This window comes from Pseudofrankia asymbiotica (assembly GCF_001983105.1).
GTDB classification, from domain to species: Bacteria; Actinomycetota; Actinomycetes; order Frankiales; family Frankiaceae; genus Pseudofrankia; species Pseudofrankia asymbiotica.
Map to the genome: position 1 here is coordinate 24,755 of NZ_MOMC01000074.1, position 26,668 is coordinate 51,422.

20 protein-coding genes are annotated in these 26,668 nt (G+C 71.6%); 11 read left to right on the forward strand and 9 right to left on the reverse strand.

Annotation, left to right across the window (positions count from 1 at the left end):
* Nucleotides 1–116: 116 nt before the first annotated feature.
* Genes BL253_RS31475 through BL253_RS31490 form a run of 4 tightly spaced genes read left to right on the forward strand, consistent with a single transcriptional unit; the run spans nt 117 to nt 7,133 of the window.
* Nucleotides 117–1,637 (forward strand): DUF3375 domain-containing protein, encoded by a 1,521-nt coding sequence (locus BL253_RS31475; RefSeq protein ID WP_081438885.1) that lies wholly within the window; start codon nt 117–119, stop codon nt 1,635–1,637.
* Nucleotides 1,630–2,286: a DUF4194 domain-containing protein gene (locus BL253_RS31480; protein WP_076820940.1), complete on the forward strand. Its 657-nt coding sequence runs from the start codon at nt 1,630–1,632 to the stop codon at nt 2,284–2,286. Before BL253_RS31475 ends, BL253_RS31480 begins: the two co-directional genes overlap by 8 nt.
* On the forward strand, nt 2,283–5,735 hold the full coding sequence (locus BL253_RS31485; protein WP_081438886.1) for an ATP-binding protein: 3,453 nt from the start codon (nt 2,283–2,285) through the stop codon (nt 5,733–5,735). Before BL253_RS31480 ends, BL253_RS31485 begins: the two co-directional genes overlap by 4 nt.
* A gap of 39 nt (nt 5,736–5,774) precedes the next feature.
* Nucleotides 5,775–7,133, forward strand: coding sequence for a Wadjet anti-phage system protein JetD domain-containing protein (locus tag BL253_RS31490; protein WP_076820941.1), 1,359 nt, complete (start codon nt 5,775–5,777; stop codon nt 7,131–7,133).
* Nucleotides 7,134–7,191: 58 nt separating this feature from the next.
* On the opposite strand, the gene BL253_RS31495 is transcribed toward BL253_RS31490, so the two are convergent.
* The gene (locus BL253_RS31495) at nt 7,192–7,806 is read right to left on the reverse strand and encodes a TMEM175 family protein (protein WP_076820942.1); all 615 of its coding nucleotides are present in this window, start codon (nt 7,804–7,806) and stop codon (nt 7,192–7,194) included.
* A 377-nt stretch (nt 7,807–8,183) separates the two neighbouring features.
* Here BL253_RS31495 and BL253_RS31500 point away from each other — a divergent pair, with 377 nt between their 5' ends.
* From BL253_RS31500 to BL253_RS31510, 3 genes are read left to right on the forward strand one after another with little or no spacing between them, the layout of a single operon-like run.
* A complete protein-coding gene (locus BL253_RS31500; RefSeq protein ID WP_076820943.1) occupies nt 8,184–8,966 on the forward strand; it encodes an enoyl-CoA hydratase/isomerase family protein in 783 nt (260 codons plus the stop codon).
* A gap of 4 nt (nt 8,967–8,970) precedes the next feature.
* The gene (locus tag BL253_RS31505; RefSeq protein ID WP_198946479.1) at nt 8,971–9,978 is read left to right on the forward strand and encodes an SDR family oxidoreductase; all 1,008 of its coding nucleotides are present in this window, start codon (nt 8,971–8,973) and stop codon (nt 9,976–9,978) included.
* 49 nt (nt 9,979–10,027) lie between these two features.
* Nucleotides 10,028–11,242 carry an LLM class flavin-dependent oxidoreductase gene (locus BL253_RS31510; protein ID WP_081438887.1) on the forward strand — a complete coding sequence of 405 codons (1,215 nt, stop codon included), beginning with the start codon at nt 10,028–10,030 and terminating at the stop codon, nt 11,240–11,242.
* 179 nt (nt 11,243–11,421) lie between these two features.
* Here the strand turns inward: BL253_RS31510 and BL253_RS31515 are convergent, their stop codons facing one another.
* From BL253_RS31515 to BL253_RS31530, 4 genes are all read right to left on the reverse strand, one after another.
* Nucleotides 11,422–12,429, reverse strand: a complete 1,008-nt coding sequence (locus BL253_RS31515; protein WP_241835312.1) for a lipocalin family protein — start codon at nt 12,427–12,429, stop codon at nt 11,422–11,424.
* A 639-nt stretch (nt 12,430–13,068) separates the two neighbouring features.
* On the reverse strand, nt 13,069–13,926 hold the full coding sequence (locus BL253_RS31520) for an SMP-30/gluconolactonase/LRE family protein (RefSeq protein ID WP_076820944.1): 858 nt from the start codon (nt 13,924–13,926) through the stop codon (nt 13,069–13,071).
* Between the two features lie 31 nt (nt 13,927–13,957).
* On the reverse strand, nt 13,958–14,749 hold the full coding sequence (locus BL253_RS31525) for an enoyl-CoA hydratase/isomerase family protein (protein ID WP_076820945.1): 792 nt from the start codon (nt 14,747–14,749) through the stop codon (nt 13,958–13,960).
* Between the two features lie 114 nt (nt 14,750–14,863).
* The gene (locus tag BL253_RS31530; RefSeq protein WP_081438889.1) at nt 14,864–16,183 is read right to left on the reverse strand and encodes an ABC transporter substrate-binding protein; all 1,320 of its coding nucleotides are present in this window, start codon (nt 16,181–16,183) and stop codon (nt 14,864–14,866) included.
* Nucleotides 16,184–16,479: 296 nt separating this feature from the next.
* Here BL253_RS31530 and BL253_RS31535 point away from each other — a divergent pair, with 296 nt between their 5' ends.
* The gene (locus BL253_RS31535; protein ID WP_076820946.1) at nt 16,480–17,535 is read left to right on the forward strand and encodes an NAD(P)H-dependent amine dehydrogenase family protein; all 1,056 of its coding nucleotides are present in this window, start codon (nt 16,480–16,482) and stop codon (nt 17,533–17,535) included.
* A 143-nt stretch (nt 17,536–17,678) separates the two neighbouring features.
* Nucleotides 17,679–18,482 carry an enoyl-CoA hydratase/isomerase family protein gene (locus tag BL253_RS31540; RefSeq protein ID WP_081438890.1) on the forward strand — a complete coding sequence of 268 codons (804 nt, stop codon included), beginning with the start codon at nt 17,679–17,681 and terminating at the stop codon, nt 18,480–18,482.
* Nucleotides 18,483–18,516: 34 nt separating this feature from the next.
* Here BL253_RS31540 and BL253_RS31545 read toward each other — a convergent pair whose 3' ends face one another.
* Nucleotides 18,517–19,275: a FadR/GntR family transcriptional regulator gene (locus tag BL253_RS31545; protein ID WP_076820963.1), complete on the reverse strand. Its 759-nt coding sequence runs from the start codon at nt 19,273–19,275 to the stop codon at nt 18,517–18,519.
* 304 nt (nt 19,276–19,579) lie between these two features.
* Between BL253_RS31545 and BL253_RS31550 the strand changes: the two genes are divergently transcribed.
* A complete protein-coding gene (locus BL253_RS31550) occupies nt 19,580–20,761 on the forward strand; it encodes an amidohydrolase family protein (RefSeq protein ID WP_076820948.1) in 1,182 nt (393 codons plus the stop codon).
* Nucleotides 20,758–22,089, forward strand: coding sequence for an acyl-CoA dehydrogenase family protein (locus tag BL253_RS31555; protein WP_076820949.1), 1,332 nt, complete (start codon nt 20,758–20,760; stop codon nt 22,087–22,089). Before BL253_RS31550 ends, BL253_RS31555 begins: the two co-directional genes overlap by 4 nt.
* Nucleotides 22,090–22,445: 356 nt before the next feature.
* Here BL253_RS31555 and BL253_RS31560 read toward each other — a convergent pair whose 3' ends face one another.
* From BL253_RS31560 to BL253_RS31570, 3 genes are all read right to left on the reverse strand, one after another.
* Complete coding sequence (locus BL253_RS31560) at nt 22,446–23,576, reverse strand: acyl-CoA dehydrogenase family protein (RefSeq protein ID WP_096336130.1); 1,131 nt, start codon at nt 23,574–23,576, stop codon at nt 22,446–22,448.
* A 127-nt stretch (nt 23,577–23,703) separates the two neighbouring features.
* Complete coding sequence (locus BL253_RS31565; RefSeq protein WP_076820965.1) at nt 23,704–24,465, reverse strand: SDR family oxidoreductase; 762 nt, start codon at nt 24,463–24,465, stop codon at nt 23,704–23,706.
* 251 nt (nt 24,466–24,716) lie between these two features.
* The gene (locus BL253_RS31570) at nt 24,717–26,390 is read right to left on the reverse strand and encodes a class I adenylate-forming enzyme family protein (protein WP_081438891.1); all 1,674 of its coding nucleotides are present in this window, start codon (nt 26,388–26,390) and stop codon (nt 24,717–24,719) included.
* Nucleotides 26,391–26,668: the final 278 nt, after the last annotated feature.

A 26,668-nucleotide genomic window follows, 5' to 3' on the forward strand; every position in this document is an offset into this window, starting at 1 on the left:
TCACCGGACTGTCCCCAGACCCGCGCCGACCGCGCCGTCGTGCCCCGCGCCAGGCCTGGGCATGCGCTGTTGTCGGAGGTGCCGCCTACGATCGCAGTGATCGGAGGGAGCGGCCATTGGACGACCAGCTGGACTACGAGACGGTCGAGCTGCTGCGGCGCGGCCCGGCCTGGCGGTTGCTGCGCGCCGAGCACGCCCCACTGGTCGTCAGCTTTCTCGCCCAGGTCTTCGTCGAGGAGAACGTCCGCGACATCGCCGCGTCGGCGCTCGCCGGCCGGCTCGACGACACGCTGTACGCGTTGAACCAGCGGCTGGGGGACGGCGCCTACCCACGGCCCGCGAAGGCCTACCTGGAGGACTGGGCCAGCGCGGAACAGGGCTGGCTGCGCAAGTACTACCCGTCCGGCTCCGACGAGCCCCACTTCGACGCGACCCCGGCGCTGGAGCAGGTCGTGTCGTTCCTGTCCGGGCTGCGGGCGAGGACGTTCATCGGCACGGAGTCGCGGCTGAACACCCTGTTCGACCTGCTCCGCCAGATGACCCTCGGGACGGAGACCGATCCGGAGCGGCGTCTCGAGGAGCTGCGGCGCCAGCGCGACGCGCTCGACCGGGAGATCGACCGGGTCGGTCGCGGCGAGCTCGATGTGCTGGATTCGTCGGCCCAGCGGGACCGGTTCCAGCAGTTCTCCGACATGGCGCGCGAGCTGCTGGCGGACTTCCGCCAGGTCGAGACGAACTTCCGCGAGYTCGACCGGAGCCTGCGTGTCCAGATCGCCTCCTTCGACGGCGCGAAGGGCGAGCTGCTCGACGAGGTCCTGCGCAGCCGGGGCAGTATCACCGAGTCCGACCAGGGCAAGAGCTTCGGCGCCTTCTACGACTTCCTGCTCTCCGCGGACCGCCAGGCGCGGTTCACGGCGTTGCTCGACCAGGTCCTGGAGCTGCCGGCACTCGCGGACGCCGACCGACGCCTCGGCACGATCCACCACGACTGGCTCGCGGCGGGCGAGCGGACCCAGGCGACGGTGCGGCTGTTGTCCGCGCAGCTGCGCCGCTTCCTCGACGACCGGGTGTGGCTGGAGAACCGCCGGATCGGGGAGATCCTGCGCGGCGTCGAGGCACACGCCCTCCAGCTGCGCGACGCTCCCGGGCCGCTGCCAGGAGCCGAGCTGGACGAGACGGCGCCCCGGATCGTGCTGCCGATGGAACGCCGGCTGTACGCGTCGAAGCGCCGGGCGGCGATCGACAGCACCGGGCTGGAGGAGGGCGACGGCGAGTTCGACTCGGGCGCGCTCTACGACCAGGTCCATGTCGACCCGGCGGAGCTCGCGACGGCCGTGCGCGACGCGCTGGCCAGTCGGCCCCGGGTCGGCCTCCCCTCGTTGCTGGCGGACCGTCCGCTCCAGCGTGGCCTGGCCGAGCTGGTCGCCTATCTCTCCCTGGGCGATGAGGCGTTCAGCGTGGTCTTCGACGACGGCGCCACGGACGAGCTGACCTGGGACGGCGACGATGGGACGGTGCGGGTGGCGACGGTTCCGCGTGTGACGTTCGTCCGCGCCGGTTGGGCCGCCGTGCCTGACTCGGTCGCCGCGACCGGCCCGGGCCGCGCCGCGGTCGGTGAGGAGCGCGTGGATGGCTGAGCCCACGAGCGGCCGGGGCGGTGGCCGGGCCACCTCGTCCGCGCGGGCCGCGACGGCGGCCCAGTCCGACCTCGAGCTGTCGCTCGTCGTCACCAGCCTGATGAAGGGGCCGGTATACCGGGACCAGCACGAGAAGGTGTGGCGCCACCTGCTCGGCCTGCGCGCGCGGGTGTCCGACTACGTCGCCGTGCTCGGCCTGCAGGTCATCGTGGACGACGCGGAGGGATACGCGTTCCTGCGATCGCGCCCGGATGACGACGGCGGCGAGGCCGTGCCCAGGCTGATCGCCCGGCGGGCGCTGTCGTTCCCGGTCAGCCTGCTGCTGGCCCTCCTACGCAAGCGGCTCGCCGAGTTCGACACCGACAACGCCGACACACGGCTGGTGCTGGCCCGCGACGACCTCGTCGAGATGATGCGGATGTTCCTGCCGACCGGCCGCAACGAGGCCCGGCTGGTGGACGAGATCGACACCCATCTCGGCAAGGTCGTCGACCTGGGGTTCCTCCGTAAGCTGCCGGGCTCCGACGAGACATACGAGGTGCGCCGGATCCTCAAGGCGTTCGTGGACGCCCAGTGGCTGTCGGGCTTCGACGAAGGCCTTGCCCGGTACGCGCGGTCGCTGACCGGCTCAACCGAGGAGGACGCATGACCGCCGTTCGCTCGGAGAACGGTCATCGGAAGCCGCTCGCGGTTACCCCGGACGCGGATGGGGTCGACGCGGTGGGCGACGTGGACGCGGCCGGGCCGCCGCGGCCAGGCTTCCGGCTCGACCGGCTCGAGCTGCTGAACTGGGGCACGTTCCACCGCCGCGTCTGGACGCTGCGCGTCGGCGGGGACAACGGCCTGCTCACCGGCGACATCGGCTCCGGCAAGTCGACGGTCGTCGACGCGGTCACCACGCTGCTGCTGCCCGCGCAGCGGATCTCCTACAACCGGGCCGCCGGCGCCGAGTCCCGCGAGCGGACGCTGCGCTCCTACGTCCAGGGCCATTACAAGTCCGAACGCGTCGAGTCGTCCGGCGGGTCCCGTCCGGTCGGGCTGCGAACCGACGGCAGCACCTATTCGGTGCTGCTCGGGGTGTTCGTCAACGAGACACTCGACACGACCGCGAGCCTGGCGCAGGTCTTCTGGCAGGCCGCGGACGACACCGGACAGCCGGAGCGGTTCTACGCGACCGCCGAGCGCGACCTGGGGATCGCCACGGGCTTCGCCGACTTCGGCGAGGACATCCCCGCGCTGAAGCGCAAGCTGCGCCGGGCCGGTGTCGACGTCCACGACGGCTTCCCCGGCTACGGCCGTGCCTTCCGGCGCCTGCTCGGCATCGAGTCCGAGCAGGCGATGGAGCTGTTCCACCAGACGGTGTCGATGAAGTCCGTCGGCGACCTCAACGAGTTCGTCCGCTCGCACATGCTCGAGAAGCAGGACGTCGGGCGGCGCATCGACGAGCTCGTCGCCCATTTCGAGGACCTGACCAGGGCGCACGCGGCCGTGCGCCGGGCCCGCGACCAGGTCGAGACGCTCACCCCGCTGCTCGCCGACTGCGACGAGTACGACCAGCTCGKCGAACGGGAACGCGCGCTCGCGGCCGAGGCCCAGACGGTGCGGTACTTCGTCGCCGACCGCACCGCGACGTTCCTGCGCGGGGAGATCCGTCAGCTCGACGTGCGGATCGAGCGGGATACGGCGCGCGCGGGCGAGCTCGACGCCCGGATCCGGGCGCTGCGCGCGGACGAGAAGCGTCTCGAGCTTCAGCGCGCCGGTCTCGGCGGGGGCCGTCTCGGCGAGATCGAGCGAGAGCTCGGCCGGCTCGGCCAGGACCGCGCGGCCCGCGAGGCCCGGGCGCGGGTGTTCGACACCCGGCTTGCCGCGCTCGGCCTGGACGCGGTCAGCGACGCCGGGGAGTTCGACGCGCGGCGTCGTGAGTTCACCCAGCTCGGCGAGACGCTGGCCGGCCAGCGTCAGCGGCTGGAGAGCCGCCGGTCGGACCTGGACGTCCAGAGCAGGATGATCCGCGACGAGTCCGGGGCGTTGCGTGACGAGATCGCGAGCCTGCGGCAGCGGCGCAGCAACATTCCCGTGCGGAGCCTGGAACTGCGCGGACGGCTGTGCTCCGAGACCGGCCTCGACACGGCGGAGCTGCCGTTCGCTGGCGAGCTGATCCAGGTCTCGCCCGAGCACCGCGAGTGGGAAGGAGCCGCCGAGCGGCTGCTGCGCGGCTTCGGGCTCTCGCTCCTCGTCCCGGACCGGCACTACCGGGCCGTCTCCGACTGGATCGACCGCAACCACCTGCGGGCGAGGCTGATCTACTTCCGGGTGCCGTCGGCCGCCGGACCGCCGAGGCAGCGGCAGGCTGGCGGCGGAAACGCGCTGCTCGTCGACCGTCTCGACCTGAGGTCCGACTCGCCGTTCCTGCCGTGGCTGCGGCGCGAGCTGGAGTCGAGGGCCGACCACGAGTGTGTCACCACCATGGACGACTTCCGCCGCGCGGCGAAGGCCGTCACCCGCGCCGGGCAGATCAAGCACACCGGCGGCCGGCACGAGAAGGACGACCGCTGGCGGGTCGACGACCGGACGCAGTACGTCCTGGGCTGGAGCAACGAAGAGAAGATCGCCGCGATCGTCTCCAGGGCGGCCCAGGTGCAGGCGGACCTCTCGGAGATCACCAGTCGCCTGGACGCCGTCGCGGGGGACCTCGACGCGGTCGGCGGCCAGGAGAACAACCTCCGGCTGCTCGCGGACACCCAGGCCTGGCGTGACCTCGACTGGCGCACGGTCGCCCAGGAGATCGACGCGCTCGTCGCGGAGAAGGCCCTGCTCGAGAAGGCCTCGGCGGAGCTCGCGGACATCACCCGGCGCCTCGGGGAGCTCACCGACGAGCTGACCCGGGCTGATGCGCAGGGCGACGAGTTGCGCAGACGTCTCGGCGGGCTGCAGACGCGCCGCGGCGACGCCGAGACCGAGCTGGCCGAATGCGAGCAGATGCTGTCCGCGGCCGAGTTCGAGCCGGCGAGCGCCTCGTTCAGTGCCCTGGTGGCCCGGCTGACCGAGCCACGCCCTTCGGCGCCGCGCCAGTGGACGGACGCGGGCCGACGGCTCGACGACGCCCTTCGTCACGAGTCGCGGCAGGTGAGCGACCGCCGCGCCGTGACGGGCCGGCGTCTGGTCGCGAAGATGGGGCGGTTCCGGCAGGCCTACCCGCTGGAGACCGCGGAGCTCGACGACTCGGTGGAGTCGACCGGTGGGTACCGGGAGCTGCACGCCCGGCTGGTCCGCGACGATCTGCCGCGGTTCGAGGCCGAGTTCAAGACCCACCTGAACGTGAACACGATCCGCGACATCGCGACGTTCCAGGCCGAGCTGAACCGGCAGCGCGATCTGATCAGGAGACGTGTCGCGACGATCAACGAGTCGCTGACGTCCATCGAGTACAACGTGGGCACATTCATCCGGCTCGAGCTCGACGACACCCCGAACACCGAGGTCAGACAGTTCCGCGCGGACCTGCGGGCCTGCACCGAGGGGTCGCTCTCGGGCGGCGGCGAGGCCGACCAGTACTCGGAGGAGAAGTTCCTGCAGGTCAGCAGGATCGTAGAACGGCTGCGCGGGCGGGAGGGGCAGACCGAGGCCGACCGGATCTGGACCCGGCGCGTCACCGACGTGCGCAACTGGTTCGTGTTCTCGGCGTCGGAACGGACGCTCGCGGACAACACCGAGCGGGAGCACTACACCGACTCGGGCGGGAAGTCCGGCGGGCAGAAGGAGAAGCTCGCGTACACCATTCTCGCGGCGTCGCTGGCCTACCAGTTCAAGCTCGACTCCGGGCCGCGCACCTTCCGGTTCGTCGTCATCGACGAGGCGTTCGGCCGCGGGTCGGACGCGTCGACCCGGTTCGCGCTCGGCCTGTTCGAACGCCTCGGGCTTCAGCTGCTGATCGTCACACCGCTGCAGAAGATCCACGTCATCGAGCGGCACGTGTCGTCGGTGGGCTTCGTCGACAACGAGTCCGGGAGCTACTCACGTCTACAGAACCTGACCGTCCAGGAATATCGGTCCAGGCGGGTCGGCCGGCTCGCGGCCGAGCTGGCCACCGCGCGGTGACGCGATGACCGTTGACGCGACGGCTGGTGAGGCGATGACGTGGGTGGGGGCGCCGTCAAGGTGAAGGCCTCTGGATGGACGACGCTGGCGGACGTGCGGGCCCGGCTGCGCCGGCGTTGGGAGAACGGCCAGTATCTCGCGGCCTGGGCCAGGGGTGAGCCCTTCGAGACGGTGGAGGTCGTGCTTCGGGGGCCAGCGGCCGGTGAGCTGGCCAACCGGTTCGATGAGGCGCGGGCCTGGAGCCGGGAGTGGCTCGCCGCCGCGGGCCGGTCGGCCGACTTCCGGGTGCCGACCAGGACCGTCGGCGGGCGCAGCATCGGGACCAACGAGATCCCCGCCAGATTTGTCGTCGACGGCGGCTGGGACACGCTGTGGCGGTTCCTCCAGGTGACGGCCGAGGTCCGACGGTTCACCGAGCTGCGCGACATCACCGCGGGCGAGGGTCACATCCTCAGCGCGGCCGGAGTCGTGGAGGCCAGCGCGATGGAACGCCGAGAGGTCGCCGCACCCGACCCGCACGAAGGCACCGTGCCCGGGTTCCGCGGAACCCCCGCGACCGGACCCGGCGACGGCTCCGCCGCGGTCACGGCGCTCGTGGACTGGGTGAACACCCATCCGGCCCGCGTGCTCCAGCACTCGCCCGAGCAGTGGGCCAGGATCCTCGCGACGACCCGATGGCTCGTGCGCGAACGCGGCATGGGGCGGTACCTACGGCAGGTGCCCGTGCCCGGCGTCGACACCAAGTTCATCGAGGCCCACCGAGCGCTGCTCGCCGAGCTACTCGATCTGCTGCTGCCGGACGGCGCTGTGGACCAGGCGGTTCCTCGCGCCCAGTTCGCCCGGCGGTACGGGTTCCGGAGCCAGCCGGTCTACACCCGGTTCCGGTCACTCGACCCGACCTCGAACCGCCTCCCGGGCGTGGGCGAGCTGAGCGTCCGGGTCGAGGACCTCGCGGCGGCGGCGCCAGACGTCGGCACCGTGTTCGTCCTCGAGAACGAGATCACCTACCTGGCCTTCCCCGATGTGCCCGACGCCGCCGCGGTCTTCGGCGGCGGGTACGGGCTCAGCGGGCTCGCCGCGCACCTGTGGTTCGCCGGCCGTCGCGTCCTCTACTGGGGCGACCTCGACACCCACGGCTTCGCGATCCTCGACCGGCTTCGCGCCGAGATACCCGGCGCCAAGTCCTTCCTGATGGATCGCGCCACGCTGCTCGCGCACACCGACCAGTGGGTCCGCGAACCGTCGCCGACCCGGTCTTCGCTCGCCCGCCTCACCCCCGACGAGGACGAGCTCTACCAGGACCTCGTCAGCCACGCCTACGGCAACGCGGTCCGCCTCGAACAGGAGCGCGTTGGCTTCCAGCACCTCGAAGCCGTCCTCGCACGCCTGCACCCGTAACTACCCCAGCCGCCGAATCCGATGGTTGGGCTCGGGCTTCACCGGGCCACCAGACGGGTCAGTCCGGGGTGTCGAGGTCGCGGATGGCGCGTTCGATGCGGCGGTCGGGGATGAGCCATATGAGCGCCCCGCCCGCGTAACACGCGATGGCGATCACGACACCGACGTGTCCGTGCGGGTCGACGAGCTGGGCACACAGAATACYGGTCAGGTAGATCACCGGCGATATCTTGCCTTTCACATCCCGGCCGACGGCCTGCCGCAGCGGCGAACCGGAGCCCTGCCCGCGGATGATGACCAGCTGAAGGATGTAGTACGCGATCGCGGCGAGCATCAGGTTCACGCCGTACAGGACGACGGGGCTGTGGGCGAACTCGCTCTCGTCCATCCAGGCGGTGGTGAACGGGAACAGGGAGAGGAAGAACAGCAGCCCGAGGTTCGCCCACAGCACGACCCCGGTGACCTGGCGCGTCAGCTGGAACATGTGGTGGTGGTTGTTCCAGTAGATCCCGACGTAGACGAAGCTGAGCAGATACGTCAACAGGCCCGAGCCGGCCGCGTGCCGTAGCGCGGCGAAGTCATGGCCCTCGGGAATCTTCAGCTCCAGGACCATGATCGTGATGATGATGGCCAGAACGCCGTCGCTGAACGCCTCCAGCCGGCTCGTCCGCACCGCGTGACCRCCTCACCGCCGCCCTGACCGGCGGCCCTCGGGCGCGGCGTCCATCTCGCCGCACGCATCAATCCGTGTGCCGCCCATAAGACCATCCCGCGCCCAGCGCGCCGCCGGGGCTTCCCCACCCGCGGGACGACCCAGGCGAGGCCGGGCTCGGCGGGCGTATCGCGTCACTTGCGGACGAAGACATCAGGAAGGTAGAACCGTGTTACAACAGGAGCCCCACGGGCTCACCGGAGCGCCCTCCTGACCAAGGAGCGGCCGTCCGCGCTCCCCTCCTGGTGGCCGCGGACCGCGGACCGCTCCGGGGCCGGAGTTCCAGGCCGCTCCTGGGTCGGCCTCGCGGCCGTTGGTGAGGCGGAAGGCGTGCGCACATGGCTGACGAACGGGTCCGGCTCGAGATCGACGGGCCGATCGCCACGATCACGAACAACCACCCGGACAAGCACAACGCCTTCGACGACGCGATGGACCTCGCTCTTTTCGAGATCCTCGACGAGCTGGCGACGCGGCGCGACCTGCGGGCGGTGATCTGGCGGGCGGAGGGGAAGTCGTTCTCCTCGGGCCGCGACGTCGCCGCGATCGGCGGCGGGGCCGTCGAGCTCAGCCACCACGAGCTGATGAGACGCGGTCACCGCGGCATACTGCGGATCCTCGACATCGAGGCCCCGATCCTGGTCGCGATGAACGGCTGGTCGATTGGAGCGTCGTTTCAGCGCGCGCTGATCTGTGACATCCGGGTGGCCGCCCAGGGTGCCCGGATGATGCTGCCCGAGCTTGGCTACGGCGTCATCCCGGACACCGGCGGCATCGGCCGGCTGTACCAGATGTGCGGCCACGGCGTCGTGAGCGACCTGGTACTCACCGGCCGGGCGATGGGCGCCGACGAGGCGCTGGCGCACGGTGTCGTCTCCCGGGTCGTTCCGGCCGACGAGCTGGACGGGACGGTGCGCGAGATGGCCGAGAGGATCGCCGCCGCGCCGAAGGTGTCCGTGAACATGGCGCGCCGCGTGATCCGCCACCTCTCGGAGCCGACGCTGCGCTCGTCGATGGCGGACGAGCTCGTGTTCCAGACCTTCATCAGCAGGTCGGACGACATCGCGGAGATGCGGACGGCACGGGCCGAGGGGCGCCCGCCCCGGTACACGGGGAGCTGACGACATGACCGGCGACGGACCCAGGGGAACGAACCCGACAGGCGATGGGGCCGGTGCGGCCAAAGCCAACGCCGCGGATGGGGCGAGGGCGGCGAACGCGGCGAACGCAGCGAGCGCCGGGACCGGCGACGCTCAGGGTGTCATCGGGCTGTCCGAGCCGCCCGGTCCCGGCGAAAGCGCGTTACCGCCCGGCACGTTCGACGGCGTCGTGGTTGTCGTCACGGGTGGCGGAACGGGGCTCGGGCGGGCGATCGCCACCGAGTTCGCCCGTCTCGGCGCGGCGATCGTCATCGGCAGCCGCAAGCCTGAGCATCTCGAGGCCGGCCGGGAGGCCATGGAGAAGCTCGGTGCCCCGGTCCTCGCGGCCCGCTGTGACATCCGCGACCCGGAGAAGGTCGCGGACCTGTTCGACGCCGCCGAGGCCGCGTTCGGCCTGCCCACCGTGCTGGTCAACAACGCCGCCGCCAACTTCCCCGTCCCGGCCGAGGACATGTCGCCGAACGCCTGGCGCACGGTCGTCGACATCACTCTGAACGGCACCTTCTTCTGCGCCCGCGAGTTCGCCCGCCGGTTGATGGCCGTCGGTCGGCCCGGCTCCATCGTCAACGTCGGCGCGTCCTACGCCTGGACGGGCGGGCCTGGCTTCGCCCATTCGGCCGCGGCCAAGGCCGGGGTGAAGAACATGGTCGAGACGCTCGCCGTCGAGTGGGGGCCGTACGGGATTCAGGTGAACGGGCTGGTTCCCGGCCTCTTCCCGCATGAGGACATGACGGCCGACATCCAGGCCAACCTCGCCCGCACCCACGACAAGGCCGTCGCCCAGCCGGCGATGCGGGTCGGCCGGCCGCGCGAGCTCGGCTGGGCGGCGACGTTCCTGGCCTCGCCCTATGCCCGGTTCATCTCCGGGCACACGCTGGTCGTCGACGGCGCGAACTGGCAGCGCCGCGCGCTGACGAACCCGGCGGTGGTCACCGTCCGMGACCAGATGGGCCGCGGCCCCTTCACCCCCTGATCACCGGTCGTCTGACCCCTACCTGGCTTCTCGCCGACGGAGGCTCGTCTTGTCCCTGTCTCGCACGATCACCAACGAGGTCGCGGCCGGGGCACGCTGGCCGCTGCGGTTCGGTGTCTTCCTGGCGCCGTTCCACAAGGCCGGACGCAACCCGACGCTGCTGCTCGAACAGGACCTGGCCCTGATCGAGCATCTCGACCGGCTCGGCTTCGACGAGGCGTGGATCGGCGAGCATCACTCCGGCGGCTGGGAGATCATCTCGTCGCCGGAGGTGTTCATCGCGAGTGCCGCCGCCAGGACCCGCCGCATCCGGCTCGGTACCGGCGTCGTCTCGCTGCCGTACCACCATCCGCTGCACGTCGCCGACCGGATCGTCCTGCTCGACCATCTGACCCGCGGCCGGGTGATGCTCGGTGTCGGCCCGGGCCAGCTCGCCTCCGACGCCCACATGCTCGGCATCGACACCAACCGGCAGCGGGAGATGATGGAGGAGTCCCTTGAGGCCGTCGTCGCGCTGCTGGCCGGTGAGGAGCCGGTGACCCGGCAGACCGACTGGTTCACCCTGCGGGACGCGGTCCTGCAGCTCGCCCCGTACACCCGGCCGCGTCCGGAGATCGCCGTGGCCGCCACCTTCTCCCCCGCCGGCCCGCGCACCGCCGGCCGGTTCGGTGCCGGGATGCTCTCGATCGCCGCGAGCCAGGCCGCCGGCTTCGACATTCTCGGCTCCCACTGGCAGGTCGCCACCGAGATGGCCGCGCGGCACGGGCAGACGATGGACCGGCGCGGCTGGCGGCTGATGGGCCAGATGCACCTCGCCGACACCGTCGAGCAGGCAGCGAAGGACGTCGCCTACGGGCTCACCGACGTGCAGAACTACCAGGCGAAGGTGCTGCCGATACCGTTCGACCCGTCGACCCCGCTGGCCGAGCGCACCGAGCACGGCAACGCCACCGGCTCGTTCATCTGCGGCACCCCGGACATGGCGATCGCGCAGATCGAGCGGCTGTGGCAGCAGTCCGGCGGCTTCGGGGGCTATCTGCTCCTCGCCGCCGACCTCGCCGACCCGGAGGCCACCCGGCACAGCTACGAGCTGTTCGCCCGGGAGGTCGTCCCGCATTTCACCGGCGCCTCCGCGGCCCCGCTCGCCTCGGAGAACTGGCAGTTCGGCAAGTCGGAGACGTGGCGTAACCAGACCTCCGCCGCCATCGGCAAGGCGATCCAGGACCACGCCGCCGCCGCCGCTCCCACCCCCGCGAACAGCTGAGACATTTCGCCGCGCTCGCGAAACACGAGACGCATGGCGGCGGATGGAATGAGCCCGCCCGCTCCGCCCCGGCACGGCACGGCACGGCATAGAAAATTCGGCACAGCGAACCGGGCGGCGAGCTCGCCATCGCGAGCCCGCCGCCCGCCGCCCGGCGGATGCCGGAATGAGGGTGGCGGTTACAGGCCGAGGAGATCCAGGACGGACTGCCAGACGTAGCCGTGGCCCGGCATCTCGATGTCCGGAATGACCTCCGCGTAGGCCATACCGGTCACGGCCTGGCCGTTGACCGTGCCGCTCACGGTCGCGGTGCCCTCCCAGTACTGGCCCACGGTGATGAGGCCGCTCCACACCTCCTGGTCGGGCAGCTGCGGCGTTACGGACAACGTGCCGCCCGGGACCGTTACCGTCGATTTAATGGGATATGTGATGTTGGTGTTCGGGCTGGTCCAGGTGCCGGTCGTGGCGCGGCCGAGCTGTGCGGGCGGCAGGTTGGTGGTCGACCCGTTCGGCTGGACGAGCGTGCCGATCGTCTGGACGTAGTTTCCGTTCGCGTCGCGGATGAAGTAGAGCATGTACTGGGTGTTGTTGGACAGCTGGATGCTGTACCACTCCCAGCCGCCCCGCTTCGACGTCCAGTCGCCCCACTGGTGGTCCATCCAGCCGGTGCCCGTCACCTGCACCGGCATGCCGTGGTCGAACAGCGTGCCGCTGACCTTGAGGTTCGTCTGCGAGTAGTAGCCCGACTGCCCGAACGGCCCGTAGGGAATGATGCCCGCGTCGCCGTGCAGCGCGGCCGGCGTCGACTGGCTCGCGGTCATGTTCCCGAACGTGTAGCTGAGGTCCGGGAAGCCGCCGGAGAAGTGGTTGACGCGGTTCTTTCCGTCCATGTGCACGGATCCGACGGTGAAGTTGTAGCCGCCCCCCGCCGGGACGACGTCCGGCTGGAGGCTGTAGATCTCCTTGGTGCTCTTGTACGTCCCCCGGGTGAGGTCCGCGATGGCGAAGTTCGCGTTGTAGATGGTGAGGGCCGGCGCCGTGGACAGCCCGTTGTTGCGGTTGATCATCGTCTCGAAGCCATAGGAGTGGCTCTTGCCGAGGAGGTCCTTGCCGCTGAGGTGTCCGGTGACGTACCACCATTCCATTCCGGCGTCGACGTGCGGGGACTCGTCGGCCGGCAGCGACACGGGGTGGTACGTGATCGCGGATGCCGGTGGCGCTCCCGCCGTGAACAGGACCAATGAGCCGGCAACCGTGGCTAAGACGGCCGCTGCCAGTTTTCGAAACCGTGCTCGCCTCGCCCGCGAACCCAAAGATGACATCACGACGCCGCTCCTTCGCGTGGGGTGGGGAAAACGATGCGGAGGACAGCTCCGCATCCCTGGGTGGGCGTTCGGGCCGCCCAGGCCAATAGGTGTCCACGGCAAAGGGCCGCGCGGGCGAAAACGCCGGGGGGCCATCCAGTCGAGAAGCAGCTCGACTACTAACCGCGACGATCAGACCGTAGCGGAAATATGTAAATACTTCAAGAGCGCGTCGAGAGGGCGGCCGTCGGCCCGACCAATGTCGTGGTCACCGGCGAACGAGCGCCCGCCAAACCGCCAGGAACCCGCCGGCCGACCTTTACCCTCATTCGGGCGTTTTGTATGCGCGGGTGGAATGCTCACGCCCTGGTCACGTCGAACGTTTCAGGCCGCGAACGCGACAGACCGCGACGCGAGGACGGCGAGATCGCGGCCCGGACACCTCTAGATATTTTGCCGCCGCGGACCATGATGGCGATGACCTATGGCCGCCGCGCGGAGCCGGCAGAGCCGGGCAGAGGGTCAGGGCAGGCCGTCGCCCGGCACACGGACCCGCACCACGGAGACCGTGGACGTCCGCGCGCCGCCCAGGGCCGCGGAGTTCCAGTCGACGGCGGACAGGAGGAACAGCGTCCGGCGGTCCGGCCCGCCCAGCGCGCAGGCGATGGCCACCCGGTCCCCCAGCGGGACGCGGTCCGTGACCTCGCCGCCCGGCAGAATCCGCCGGAACTCGTGGGCCAACGGAAAGGCGGCCCAGATTCCTCCCAGCGCGTCCAGGGCGATCCCGTCCGGGGCCGCGTCGGGAGCCGTGGCGACGACTCGACGACCGTCGAGGTTCAGGTCGGCGTCGAGGTCGAAGGCCGTGAGACGCCTGGCCTTGGACTCCGCGGCCGTCAATGTCCGGCCGTCCGGCGATATCACGGTGCCGTTGGGGAAGTTCATCTTCTCCGCGGCCACCGAGACCTGGCCGCCCGGGGTGACGCGCAGGAGCAGCCCGGCGTCCGGCTCGAGCGAGTAGCTGCCCACGAAGGCCGTCCCGTTGGCGGCGACGACCATGTCGTTGAGCTCGTCGTCGACGAGGTGGCCAAGCCGGGCGTGCACGGAGCGCGTGCCGTCCGGGGAGAGCCGGAGCAGTTCGCGGTCCGCCATCGAGACGATCAGCAGCGAACCGTCCGGCAGGAAGCCGAGGCCGGACGGCTTCCTGCCCGGCATCTCCAGCACCCGGGTGGTCTCGCCGGTCATCGTCGTGGCGTACACGGCCTCGCCGTGCATGTCCGAGAACCAGAGCTTCCCGTCCCGCCAGCGCGGCCCCTCGGCGAAGACGAACCCGTCGGCCAGCAGCTCCGGGCGGGCACCCGGCTCGAGCACCGCCATGGTCATTGCCCGCCTCCCGCGCCCGTCCGACGAACCACTAGCTGCCAGTAAAGCGCGGGTCCCGGCGCTCGAGGAAGGAGCGGATGCCCTCGGCCATGTCCTTCGTCGTGTAGGCGATGTGCTGGGAGCGCGCCTCGTCCTCGACGGCCTGCTCGAACGTGAGCGAGCCGCTCGCGTCGAGCTGGCGCTTGATGAGGGAGAGCGTCGTCGTCGGCCCGGCGGCGAGCCGGCGGCCCCAGGCGGCCGCGACCTTCGGCAGGTCGTCCGCCGGGACCACCTCGTTGACCATCCCCCAGGCCAGGGCGTCGCCCGCCTCGACGATGTCGCCGAAGAACGCGATCTGCTTGGCGCGGCGCAGCCCGACGTGGCGGGGCAGCGTCCACGACGTGCCGCCGTCGAGCGCCAGGCCGCGCCGCGCGAACACCTCGCAGAACCGGGCCTGCTCGCTCGCGACGACCAGGTCGCAGGCGAGCGCGAGCCCCAGCGCCACCCCCACGCACACCCCGTCGACGGCGGCGAGCGTCGGCTTGGGCAACCGGTGCAGCCGGTTGATGAGATCACCGACGATCCGCATCTCGTGCAGGATCAGCTGCCGGCCGTGGCCGGTCAGCCCGCCCGTGTTCCCGTTCGGCGACAGGTCCGCGCCGGACGAGAAGTTGCCGCCGGCGCCGGTCAGCAGCAGCGCCCGGTCCTCCGGGTTCACCGCGACCTCGGTGAGGATCCGGTCGAGGTCGCCCCAGTTCTCGGCGTTCAGTGCGTTCTTCTTCTGCGGGCGGTTGAACGTGACGGTGACGAGACCGTCGTGCCGCTCGACGAGCGTGGACGCCATCGGGGTCCTCTCCGGGTCTTCTCGGTGGGAGCCAGGGGCTGCCGGGGGTCGCTGGAAGCCGGGCCCGGCCGGATCCACGGGATCCAGCCGGGCCGGTGTGAGTCAGGGCCTGTCTCAGTCCTCGATCGGGGACACTCCGGCAGGCCGGTAGGGAAGCGTGGGCTGGCCCTTCGCGTCCAGTGTGGTCAGCAGCGCGCCGCGCACACAGACCGCGGGCGTCAGCGGAACCGCCTTGCCGTTGCAGCGGAAGTTCAGGCCAGGCCCCGCTGGCACCGGCTTGGACGGCATCGCGTGCAGCCTGTCGGCGATCACCGTCGGGGTCAGCTCGCCGGTGAACCCGTCGAACGCCTCCCGCAGCCCCATCATCGTCATGTAGATCGTCAGGCCCATCGAGTTGGACAGGTCGACCTTTCCCTTGGCGTAGGTGTCGACGATGGCGTGCCACTGCTTGATGTCGGCGTTGCCGGTGTCGCTGTCCGCGACCGGCGTGGACAGGACGACACCCTTCAGGTACGAGCCGACCGCCTTGCGCGTCGCGTCGGTGACGCAGCTGTAGAGCGTGCTGATCGGCCCGGTGAAGTTGACGGCGCGCAGGCCCTGGAACGCGGCGATGCAGAAGCTGTCGTTGCCGATGATGTGCACCTCGGTCTCACCGGTCTTGATGCTGGCCAGCTGCGGGGTCATGTCCGCGGTGCCCGGTGGCACGGGGATGACGGTCAGGTCGATCCCCGCGTCCTTGAAGACGGCCTTGCCGATCGCGTCGTAGAAGGCGGTGGCCTGCGGCACGTCGATGACGACGACGGCCACCTTGGTGAGCTTGTTCTCCTTGGCGACGCTGATCGGCTGGTCCGACAGCCCGGCCGCCGGGCTCACCATGACGAACGTCCGGTCCTTGTCGAGCAGCGCGTTCGGCTCGGTGGTGCCGTAGATGAACATCGGGATGTTGGCGTCGTGCAGCGGCTTCCACACGTTGCCGAGGCTGGAGGTCTCGCCGAGGACGGTCACCGCCACGTTCGCCTGGACGAGCTTCGCGGCGCAGTCGGCGGCGGCACCCGGGTCGGAGTGCGTCTCGCAGGTCACCAGCTGGATGGGCCGCCCGCCGAGGCCGCCGCGGTGGTCGTTGAGGAACTTCGCGACCGCGTCCGCGGCGGACAGCTGGATGGAGTTGTCGAGGGCCGGCGCCTTGCCGTCGCTGATCACGCCGACCTTGACGGGGGTGCCGCTGGCCGGCTGCGCCGGGCCCAGAGCGGAGGCGCCGGTCGGCACGGCGGCCGGCGCGGCGTCCTTCCCGTCGCCGCCGCCGCAGGCCGCCACCGTCACGGCGAGCGCGAGCGCGGCGGCGATGACCGCCGCCCGCCGCGGCCCGCGCCAGCTCCGGAGCCGGGGCCGGGGCGCGTCCCTCGCTAAGTCACCGATCGGCGAGGAGTCGTCCATGGCTTGTCCCCTCGGGGTCGACGGTGCGCGGCACTGCCCACCGCGTTCCCGGTGTCGGGCAGACGCGGCCGTCCCGGTCGGGCGGCGTCTCCCTGGGTGCACCCGAGCGGCCAGATACTATCGAGGCACCGCCTTAGTATCTAGATGTTTCCCCGATCCTTTGGGCCCTGGCCTGCTCCGGCACCCGCCACCCGCGCATTGCGCGCGCCCTTAGATGTAGATATTTTCGAGCGGGCCGGACCGGTAGGCGGCGCGGCCGGGCGACCCGGAGCAGACCCGGGAGCAGGAGGTGGGCGGTGCTTCGCGTCGTGCAGTGGGCCACTGGGGCTGTCGGACGGCATGCGGTGCGGGCGGTCCAGGCCCACCCCGACCTCGAGCTGGTCGGCGCGTTCGTCTACAGCGACGCCAAGGCCGGCCGTGACGTCGGCGAGATCGCGGGCCTCGCCCCGATCGGCGTGACCGCCACGAACGACCCCGCCGAGATCGTCGTGCTCGACGCGGACTGCGTGCTGTACATGGCCCAGGGCGAGATGAACCCGGCGGGCGCCCTGGACGACATCTGCCGGCTGCTCGCCGCCGGCAAGAACGTCATCTCCACGGCGGTCACCAGCCTCATCTACCCGGCGAGCCTCGATCCGGCGGTCGCCGCGCGGCTGGAGGAGGCGTGCGCCGAAGGCGGGACGTCGTTCCACGCCACCGGCATCGAGCCCGGCTGGGCCTCGGAGGTGCTGCCGCTGACGATGTCGGCCCTGTTCGAGCGGATCGACACGCTGGTGGTCCAGGAGCTGCTCGACTACTCGTCCTACGACAGCCCCGGGATGATGTTCGACATCATGGGGTTCGGGCGGGCACCCGACGCTCCCGTGCCGCTGGCCGACCCGGTGCTGGCCGGTTCCGTGTTCCGCGCCCCGCTCCTGCTCGTCGCCGAGGGGCTGGGCGCGACGATCGACGACTTCGTCTACGACCGCCAGGTGGCGCTCGCCGACAGGGCCTTCGACATCAAGGCCGGCCGCGTCGAGGCCGGAACGGTCAGCGCCCAGCGCTTCTCGGCCACCGCGGTCGTCGGCGGCCGCCCCGCCCTGACGGTCGAGCACATCACCCGCGTCGGCGAGGGGCAGGCGCCCGACTGGCCCACCGGCCGCGGCTGGAAGGTCACCGTCGAGGGCAGTCCCTCGATGGTGCTCGAAGCGAAGATCGCGATCCATGGCGAGGACGAGAACGACCAGGGCTGCCTGGGCACCGCCATGCACGCCGTCCACGCCATCGCCCCGGTCTGCGCGGCCGCGCCTGGCATCCGGACCTTCCTCGACCTCCCCATGATCAAGGGCCGCCACATCCTGTCCCAGCGGTAGGCCGCGGGAACACGCCAGGAGTCACCCGGGCCCTGCCCCCGGAGGCGCTCTCGTCCCGGTCTCGCGAATCCGGCCCGGACAGACCGCGGCCGGGACCTGGCCGGGATCCGATCTGACGACGAACGATGCGGGAGGCTGCCACCATGGGATACGAGACCATCCAGTACGAGGTCCGGGATCGGATAGCGACGATCACGTTCGACCGGCCGGACCGGCTCAACGCCCTGTCCCCCGAGATGATCCGCGAGCTGCGGCAGGCGTACACGGACGCCGAGGCGGACGACGACGTGTGGATCCTCGTCGTCACCGGCAACGGGCGGGCGTTCTGYGCCGGCGCCGACGTCACCGAGATCCCGGACGACGGCCGCGTCGTCTACGACGAGCCATACCTGTCGACGTTCCCGCAGTGGGAGGCGCCGCAGGAGGGCACGCCGCCGTTCCGGACGATGACCAAGCCGATCCTCACCGCCGTCAACGGGCTGTGCTGCGGCGCGGGGCTGGACCTCGTCACCACCGGCGACATCGTCATCGCCTCGGACCGGGCCGAGTTCTTCGACCCGCACGTCAGCATCGGCCTCGTCTCCGGCCGCGAGGTGGTCCGGCTGGCCAGGGCGCTGCCGACGAACATCGCGATGCGGATGGCGCTGATGGGCCGCCACGAGCGGATGAGCGCGGCGCGCGCCTACGAGCTGGGGCTGGTCTCCGAGGTCGTCGAGCACGACCGGCTGCTGGAGCGGGCCCTGGAGCTGGCGGCCATCGTCTGCCGCAACGCGCCGCTGGCCGTGCGCGGCACGCGCCTGGCCATCCGCCAGGGCCGCGACCTGCCGCTGCGCGAGGCGGAGATCATGGGCGAGGCGTTCCGGGAACGGGTCGTGCGCACCGACGACGCCAAGGAGGGCCCGCGGGCGTTCGTCGAGAAGCGCCAGCCCGACTGGAAATGCCGGTGACGGCTCCTGCCCGGTCAGTGGCGGTGGCCCGGTGTCAGTAGTGGTGGACCAGGTCGACGACCGTCCCCGCCTCGGCGCCGAGCATGACCTTGTCGACGACGGCCATATGCGACCGCCAGTGCTCCTCGGCGGCCGGGCCGTCGCCGGCCTGGATGAGCTCGACGAGGCGCCGCTGGGAGCGCACGCCGCGGCGCCGGGTTGCCAGGGAGCCGGTGGTGTCCTCGGCGCGGCTGAGCGCGGTGACGGCGCGGGCCACGATCTCGTTCAGCATCTCGGCGACGATGGTCAGCGTCTGGTTCCCCGCCAGTGCCAGCAGCCGCTCGTGGAACTGGGCGTTGGCCCGGCCGAACTCGTCGGGATCCGCGAGCGACTCCTCCTCCCGGCCGATCAGCTCGCCGAGCTCCGCGCCGGCCGCCTGCCGCCGCGGCGACTGGGCCAGGCGCCGGGCCGCGAGCGGCTCGAGCAGTGTGCGCGCCGCGCAGACGTCCATGAGCGGCACACCCCGGGCCTGGAGCAGCAGGGCGGCCGTGCGGGCGGTGAGCCGCTCGTCCGGCTGGCGCACGAAGATCCCGCCGAGAACGCCACGCTCCACCGAGATCAGGCCCTGGGCCTCCAGGATGCGCAGCGCCTCCCGCAGCGACGGCCGGGAGACGCCGAACCGCTCCACCAGCTCCGGCTCACGGCCGATCAGGTCTCCGTCCGCGAGCTCGCCGCTCACGATGAGCGAGCGGATCTCGTCGGCGATCCGCTGCGGCTTCTCCCGAGGGGGGCGCGCACCCTTCTTCGCGACCACGAACACTCCCAGGCTGATGCGGGTAGGCGAGGCAGGGTGGTTCGACCAGCCCACCGAGGTCTGTCTCATCGTGTCACGCCCGCCGCCGGGCGCCGCCCAGCGATCCGTCATCCGGGCCGCCGCGCGGAAAGGCCATCCGATGGCGGCCGCGTCACCCGCGTCAGCCGCGCCGTTCCCTTTCCGGACTGCGGACTGCGGACTGGCTGATGCGAGCGCGTCAGCGTACAGTCCCCATTGTCGGAAAGCCACACTTTTCCTGAGTGAAAGCACCACTTCCCAGCCGAGGACGACGCCGAGGAAGACGATGACGAGCTCGAAGCCAATCGACGCCGACAACCACTACTACGAGCCGCTCGACGCGTTCACCCGTCACCTCGACAAGAAGTTCGCGCAGCGCGGGGTCCAGGTCGTCCAGACGGGCCGGCGCACGCAGTTACTCATGGGCGGGCAGGTCAACCGCTTCATCCCGAACCCGACGTTCGACCCGATCATCGTGCCCGGCTGCCTGGACCCGCTGTTCCGCGGCCAGATCCCGGACGGTGTCGACCCGCGGACGCTGATGAAGGTCGAGCCGCTGCGGCCGGAGTACCGCGACCGCGAGGTGCGCCTGGGCGTCGTCGAGCGGCAGGGGCTGGACGGGGTGCTGCTGTTCCCGACGCTGGGCTGCGGCGTCGAGGAGGCGCTCAAGGACGACATCGAGGCGACGATGGCGAGCCTGCACGCCTTCAACCGCTGGTTGGAGGAGGACTGGGGCTTCGACCACCGCGGCCAGCTGATCGGCGTGCCGATGATCTCGCTCGCCGACCCCGCGGCCGCCGTCGCCGAGGTCGACAGCCTGCTCGCGCGCGGCGCCCGGATGGTGCACGTCCGCCCGGCGCCGGTCCCCGCGCCCTACGGCAGGTCGCGCTCGCTCGGCGACAAGCTCTACGACCCGGTCTGGGCCCGGCTCGCCGAGGCGTCCGTCCCGGTCGCCTTCCACCTCGGCGACAGCGGCTACGAGGCCTCCACCACGGTCTGGGGCGGCTCCGAGCGATTCGAGGGATACGGCCGCGTCAGCGTCCTCACCCGCGTCCTCGTCGCCGACCGCGCCATTCACGACACGGTGGCCTCGCTCGTCGTCGACGGCGTCTTCACCCGCCATCCCACCCTGCGCGTCGCCAGCATCGAGAACGGCTCGGACTGGGTGGCGCTGCTGGTGAAGCGGCTGCGCAAGCAGGCCAACCAGACGCCCTGGGCATTCGCCGAGGACCCGCTCGACGTCCTGCGCGCGCACCTGTGGGTGACGCCCTACTACGAGGAGGACCTGCGCAAGCTCGCCGACCTCGTCGGCGTCGAGCGCATCCTGTTCGGCTCCGACTGGCCGCACGGCGAGGGCCTCGCCGAGCCGGCGGACTTCCTCAAGGAGCTCGACGGATTCACCGACGACGAGATCCGCAAGATCATGCGGGACAACTGCGTCGACCTGCTGGGGGCTGGCCGCTCATGAGCACCGCCGCCGACGACGCCAACGACGCCACCGCTGCCGCCACTGCCGCCGCTGCCGCCGACGAGGGCTCCCAGGGCGGCCTTCGGGCCGAGGTCGAGGCCTGGCTGGCCGAGCACTGGGACCCGGAACTGTCCGTCGAGCAGTGGTGGCGCCTGGTCGCCGCCGCCGGCTGGGTTGCGCCGCATCTCACCGTCGAGCAGGGCGGCCGAGGGCTGCCGCAACGGGCCGGACGCACGGTCCGGGCCACGTTCGCCGCCTTCGGTGCGCTGCAGCCCCCAGGTGGGTTGGGCCTGCTGATGGCGGCGCCGACGATCCTCACACTCGGCACGCCCGAGCAGATCGCCCGGCACGTGCCGCCGATCCTCGAGGGCCGGCTCGGCTGGTGCCAGCTCTTCAGCGAGCCTGGCGCCGGCTCCGACCTCGCCGGGCTCACCACCCGCGCCGAGCGCGACGGCGACCGCTGGATCATCAACGGCCAGAAGGTCTGGAGCAGCCAGGCCCGGGAGGCCGACTACGGCATGCTGCTTGCCCGCACCGACTTCGACGTCCCCAAGCACGCCGGCATCTCCTGGTTCGCGCTGAAGCTCGACCAGCCGGGCGTCACGATCCGCCCGCTGCGCGAGATGACCGGGGACGCCGTCTTCAACGAGGTCTTCCTCGACAACGCGGTCGTCCCCGCGGACGACCTCGTCGGCGGCGCGGGCAACGGCTGGATGGCCGCGAACACGACGCTGCACTTCGAGCGGACCGGCATCGGCGCCGGCGGCGCCCACGCCGGCTTCCCACCGCCCGGCCCCAAGGGCGGCGTGCTCGGCCTGAAGGCCGGCGACGCGGCGCGGCTGCGCCCGCCCGAGGGCATGGTGGTGACGTTCGCCGACCTCGTCGAGCTCGCACGTGAGCACGGCAGGGCCGACGACCCGGCGATCCGCGAGAAGCTCGCCCGGCTGCACTGCTATCTGCAGGTCGGCCAGTGGAACGCCGTCCGTGCCAAGGCCGAGGCCGCCGGCGGCGACGCGGCCGCCGGCGCCTCCATCGCGAGCACCGGCAAGATCGCGCAGACCAGGATCACCAAGCTCTCCGCCGAGATCGGCCTGGACATCCTCGGCGCCGGCGGCCTGCTCGCCGGGCCGGACGCGGCGGCGAGCGGCAAGTTCGCCAAGGCCTTCCTGTTCGCGCGGGCCTCCTCCATCTACGGCGGCACCGACGAGATCCAGCGCAACATCGTCGCCGAACGCACCCTGGGACTCCCCCGCGAGCCCAGCCCCGACCGCAAACGCCCCTACCGCGAGGTCCTCCACGGCCTAACCCGCCGCGACGACACCTCCTGACCAACGCCATCCAGGCTTCCGTGGTGGATGGGCGTGTCGATAGGCGCGCCCATCCACCACACTTCGCTGGTGGCCTGGTGGACCGTGTCAGATGGGCAAGCCCATAGGCAGGGTGATCCGCCACAGTTCAGGTTCGCGGCGGGATGGTGGTGGAGGGGCAGTGAGACGGCGGGCGTATCTGGCCCAGGGGATGGCACCGGCCCGATCACGATCGGGCCTGAGCGGGCCGCTCAGCCGTACGCGCGCGACTACATAATGTGGCCGGGTGCGTGTCGGGGCCTGGTCTGCGGTCCAGGCATCGTTCAGGTCGGCGCCGCGACCCCTGCCCGCGGTCGCGGCGCCGACCTCAGCGCTCGCTACAGGCCGACGCGGCTGGCGAGGCGGTCGCGCCAGGCCGACGGGGCGCCGAAGAGCAGCTCGTCGGACTTGGCGCGGCGGAAGTACAGGTGGGCCGGGTGCTCCCAGGTGAAGCCGATGCCGCCGTGGACCTGGATGTTGTCGGCGGTGACCTGGGTGTAGGCGTCGGAGCAGTAGGCCTTCGCCACCGCGGCGACCTTCGTCAGCTCCGCGTCGTCCTCCTCGGCCGCGCACCAGGCGGCGTAGTACGCGGCCGAGCGCGCCGACTCCACCTCGAGCAGCATGTCCGCGCAGCGGTGCTTGACGGCCTGAAAGGAACCGATCGGCCGGCCGAACTGGACCCGGTCCTTGGCGTACTGGACCGCCATGTCGAGCGCCACCTGGGCGCCGCCGGCCTGTTCGGCGGCGAGCGCCACGGCCGCGAGGTCGAGCACGTGCTCGAGGACCGGCCAGCCCGCCCCGTCCTCGCCGACGAGCGACGCGGGAGTGGCGGCGAGCTCGACGCGCGCGAGCCGGCGAGTCTGGTCGAGGGTCAGCAGCGGAGTGCGGGTGAGGCCGGCGGCGGCGCCGGGGACGGCGAACAGGGACACGCCCGCGCCGGTACGGGCGGCGACGAGCAGCAGGTCGGCGGTGTGCCCGTCGAGGACGTAGTGCTTGGTGCCGGTGATCGTCCAGCCGTCGCCGGCGGGCGTCGCGGCGGCGGCGACCCCGTCCGCGTCCCAGCTCCCGCTCTCCTCCGCGAGCGCCACCGTCGCGAGCGTCTCGCCGGCCGCGATGCCCGGAAGCCACGCCTTCTGCGCGGCCGCGTCACCCGAGCGCAGCAGCGCGGCGACGGCCAGCACCGCCGTCGAGAAGTACGGCGCGCAGAGCAGGCGGCGGCCCATCTCCTCGCAGACGAGCGCCACCTCGACGAAGCTCGCGCCGCTGCCGCCGAACTCGGCGGGAACGGCGAGGCCCACGAGGTCGAGCTCGCCCGCCAGCCGCGCCCACACCGCCGGGTCGTAGCCCTCGGGCGTCTCCATCAGCCGGCGCACCTCCGACTCGGGGGAGGCCGCCTCGAGGAAGGCGCGCACCGCCCGGCGCAGGTCCCGCTGCTCGTCGGAAAACATGAACGGTCTCACGACCCGCACCCACTCCCGTCGGCCGTCGTCCCCACGAGGCCCCGCCACCGGCCGGCCGGCCACCCAGAGGCCTGGGTTATAGATCTATATATTTTCAATCGGGTGGAGCTGGTGGGACCACGTCGAGGAGAGCGGCCTACTTCGGCGCGAAGCGCTGGCCGCCGTCCAGGCGGATGGTCTGGCCGTTGAGCATCGGGTTCTCGATGATGCCCACGGCCAGGCGGGCGAACTCCTCCGGGCGTCCCATCCGCTTCGGGAATGCGGCGTCCTTCGTGAGGACCTTCTCGTACTCCTCGGGAATGCCCTTGGTCAGCCCCGTGTGGAACAGGCTCGGCGCGATCGCGTTCACGCGGATGCCAAGGGAGCCGAGCTCGCGGGCCATGGTGAGGCTCATGGCGGCCACGCCGCCCTTCGCCGCGGTGTAGGCGATCTGGCCGATCTGGCCCTCGAACGCGGCGATGGACGCGGTGTTGATGATCGCTCCGCGCTCGCCGTCCGCGTTCGGCTCGTTCTTGCTCATGTGCCAGGCGGCGAGCCGGGCGACGTTGAAGGTGCCGGTCAGGTTGAGGTTGACGATCCCCTGGAACTCCTCGATGGGCATCGGGCCGTTCTTGCCGATCGTGCGGCCCGGAGTCGCTCCCCCGGCCGTGTTCACGGCGACGTCGATCCCGTCGAGCGCGGCGACGGCCGCCTCGATGACGCTCTCCATGCCCGCGAAGTCGGTGACGTCGCAGGCGTGGAAGGTGCCCTTCAGCTCGTCCGCGACCTCCTGGCCGGCGCTCGCCGGGCGGTCGAGGATCGCCACCCGGCCGCCGCGCGCGACGACCAGCTCGGCCGTGGCCCTGGCCATGCCGGAGGCGCCGCCCACGACGAGCGCACGCAGACCATTCAGCTCCACCTGATGTCCCTCTCCTGTGGTGAGCTCGGCGAGCACGCGCCCGCGAGCGTCCGGGCCCCATCGGCGCCGCCCGTACCCGCCGCCGACACCCGTTTATATATTTTATTCATATCGTCTCGACCGATGCCGGGTATCCCCGAGGCGGTCGACGGCCTTCACGGTGGCCTTACCCTCCGGGATCTCAGGACCTTTCGGGATCTGGGGACCTTCCGGGATCTGGGGACCTTTCGGGATCGCGGCCTTTCGGGATCTCAGGCTCCCTTCTCCCGCAGGAGTCGGCGAAGCGCGCCGCCGTCGACCTTTCCGCTGGCCAGCCGCGGCACGTCGTGAGGATCGCTCACGACGAGCCACCTGGTCGGGACCTTGAAGCTGCTCAGCCGGGCCCTGGCCTGCTCGACGAGGCCAGCCCGGCCGGCCGGCGCGGCCCGGCCGGCCGGGTGGTTCTCGCCGTCGGGTAGCGCGACGACGAGCGCCGCCACCTGCCTGTCACCCGCCTCGCCGGCCACGTCGGTGACGAACGCCTCGCGGACGCCCGGCACGGCGCGCAGCGCGGCCTCGACCTCCAGCGGGTACACGGTCGCGCCCTTGACCTTGAACATGTCGTCGAGCCGGCCCCGGTACCAGAGGTAGCCGTCCTCATCGAGCACACCGGCGTCGGCCGTCGGGTAGAACCCGTCCGCGTCGAACACGTCGGCGCGGTCACGGCCGCGGATGCCACGCATCAGGTTCGGCCCGCGCAGCCGGATCTCGCCCTCCGTCCCGGGCGGGACCGGTACGCCCGTGACCGGGTCGGCGATGCGCACCTCGACGCCGGCGAACGGACGGCCGCAGCTGCCGTGCTTGCCCGCGGGCAGGTCGGTGTCCAGCGGCGAGCCGCAGTACGGCCCGAACGTCTCGGTCATGCCGAACAGGTTCGCCCGCGCGCCCGGGCCGGCGCGCAGGCCCGGCGGCAGCACCGCGGCGAGGCTGGCCGGGCGCAGCGACGACAGGTCCGTGCTGGCGAAGTCCGGATGGGCGGCGAGCCGGGCCGCCTGGTCGGGCCAGCCGCGGAAGAGGGTGACCCGCTCGCGCTCCAGGAAGCGCAGCGTCCGCGCCGGTTCCGGCGCGGCCTCGGTGAGCAGGGTCGCGCCGGCGACCAGGGCCGACAGCAGGCCGCCGCCGAGGCCGCCCGTCCAGAAGAACGGCATCGGGATGTACAGGCGCTCGCCGCGGCCGATGCGACGGGCCTCGAGGCCGGACGCGACGGCCCGCAGCGCGCCGCCATGGGTGTGGATCACGCCCTTCGGGCCGCCCGAGCTGCCCGAGGTGAACAGGATGACCAGGTCGTCGGCCGGGCGGACCGACTTCTCCAGCCCGTCGACCACCGCCCCGGGTGCCTCGCCGGTAGGCAGCTCGTCGGGGGTCCAGAGCCGGCGCAACGACGGGACCTCGGCGTGCGGGACACCCCCGCGGACCCGCTCCGCCAGGCCGGGGACCGCCTCGTCCAGGTCGTCGAGGTACGCACGGCCGCGGAAGCGCGGGACGACGACCAGCTCGGTGACGGCGGCGGTGCGCAGCTGCGCGAGCAGCTCGGGCGGACGCAGCAGGGTGGACAGCGGGACGAGCACGCCGCCGACCCGCGTCACCGCCAGCGCGAGGACCGCCCAGTCGATCCCGTTCGGCATCACCAGCCCGACCCGACTGTCCCGCCCGACGCCGGCGGCGACCAGACGGGCCGCGAGCCGGCGGCTCGCCTCGTCGAGTCCCGCGAAGGTGATGGCGTCCTCGTCGCTCACGAGCGCCTGGACCGAGGAGTCCAGCCGCCGCCGGACGGCGAGCAGCGCGGGGATGGTCGGCTGATCCGGAACGTGTTCGTCCGGAACGCTCCCCTCCGGAGCACGTTCCTCCAGAGCCCGGTCCTCCGGGGCGCGCTCATCCGGCGGCATGCGGGAGCTCCCTCCGGGCAGGTATGTCGATCTCGCGGCTTGACGATGGCCCGTCACCGGCGCCGACCGCGGTGATGATCACTACATCGACCTCCGCGGCGATGCTACCCAGACCCTGCTTAAATGTCTAGAGATATAGACTGGCTCGCGGCGCCGTCGCCCGGTGGGCACGAAGGTCTCCGAATGCGGAGGGTCCCCGGATACGGAGGGTCCCCGGATACGGAAGGTCCCCGGATACGGAAGGTCCCCGGATGCGGAGGGTCTCCGGATGCCGGCCG

Coding starts and splice junctions, on each gene's coding strand:
- BL253_RS31480 (WP_076820940.1), top strand. CDS start 1,630: ATGGCTGAGCCCACGAGCGGCCGGGGCGGTGGCCGGGCCACCTCGTCC.
- BL253_RS31500 (WP_076820943.1), top strand. CDS start 8,184: ATGGCTGACGAACGGGTCCGGCTCGAGATCGACGGGCCGATCGCCACG.
- BL253_RS31520 (WP_076820944.1), bottom strand. CDS start 13,926: ATGACCATGGCGGTGCTCGAGCCGGGTGCCCGCCCGGAGCTGCTGGCC.
- BL253_RS31525 (WP_076820945.1), bottom strand. CDS start 14,749: ATGGCGTCCACGCTCGTCGAGCGGCACGACGGTCTCGTCACCGTCACG.
- BL253_RS31530 (WP_081438889.1), bottom strand. CDS start 16,183: ATGGACGACTCCTCGCCGATCGGTGACTTAGCGAGGGACGCGCCCCGG.
- BL253_RS31550 (WP_076820948.1), top strand. CDS start 19,580: ATGACGAGCTCGAAGCCAATCGACGCCGACAACCACTACTACGAGCCG.
- BL253_RS31555 (WP_076820949.1), top strand. CDS start 20,758: ATGAGCACCGCCGCCGACGACGCCAACGACGCCACCGCTGCCGCCACT.
- BL253_RS31570 (WP_081438891.1), bottom strand. CDS start 26,390: ATGCCGCCGGATGAGCGCGCCCCGGAGGACCGGGCTCTGGAGGAACGT.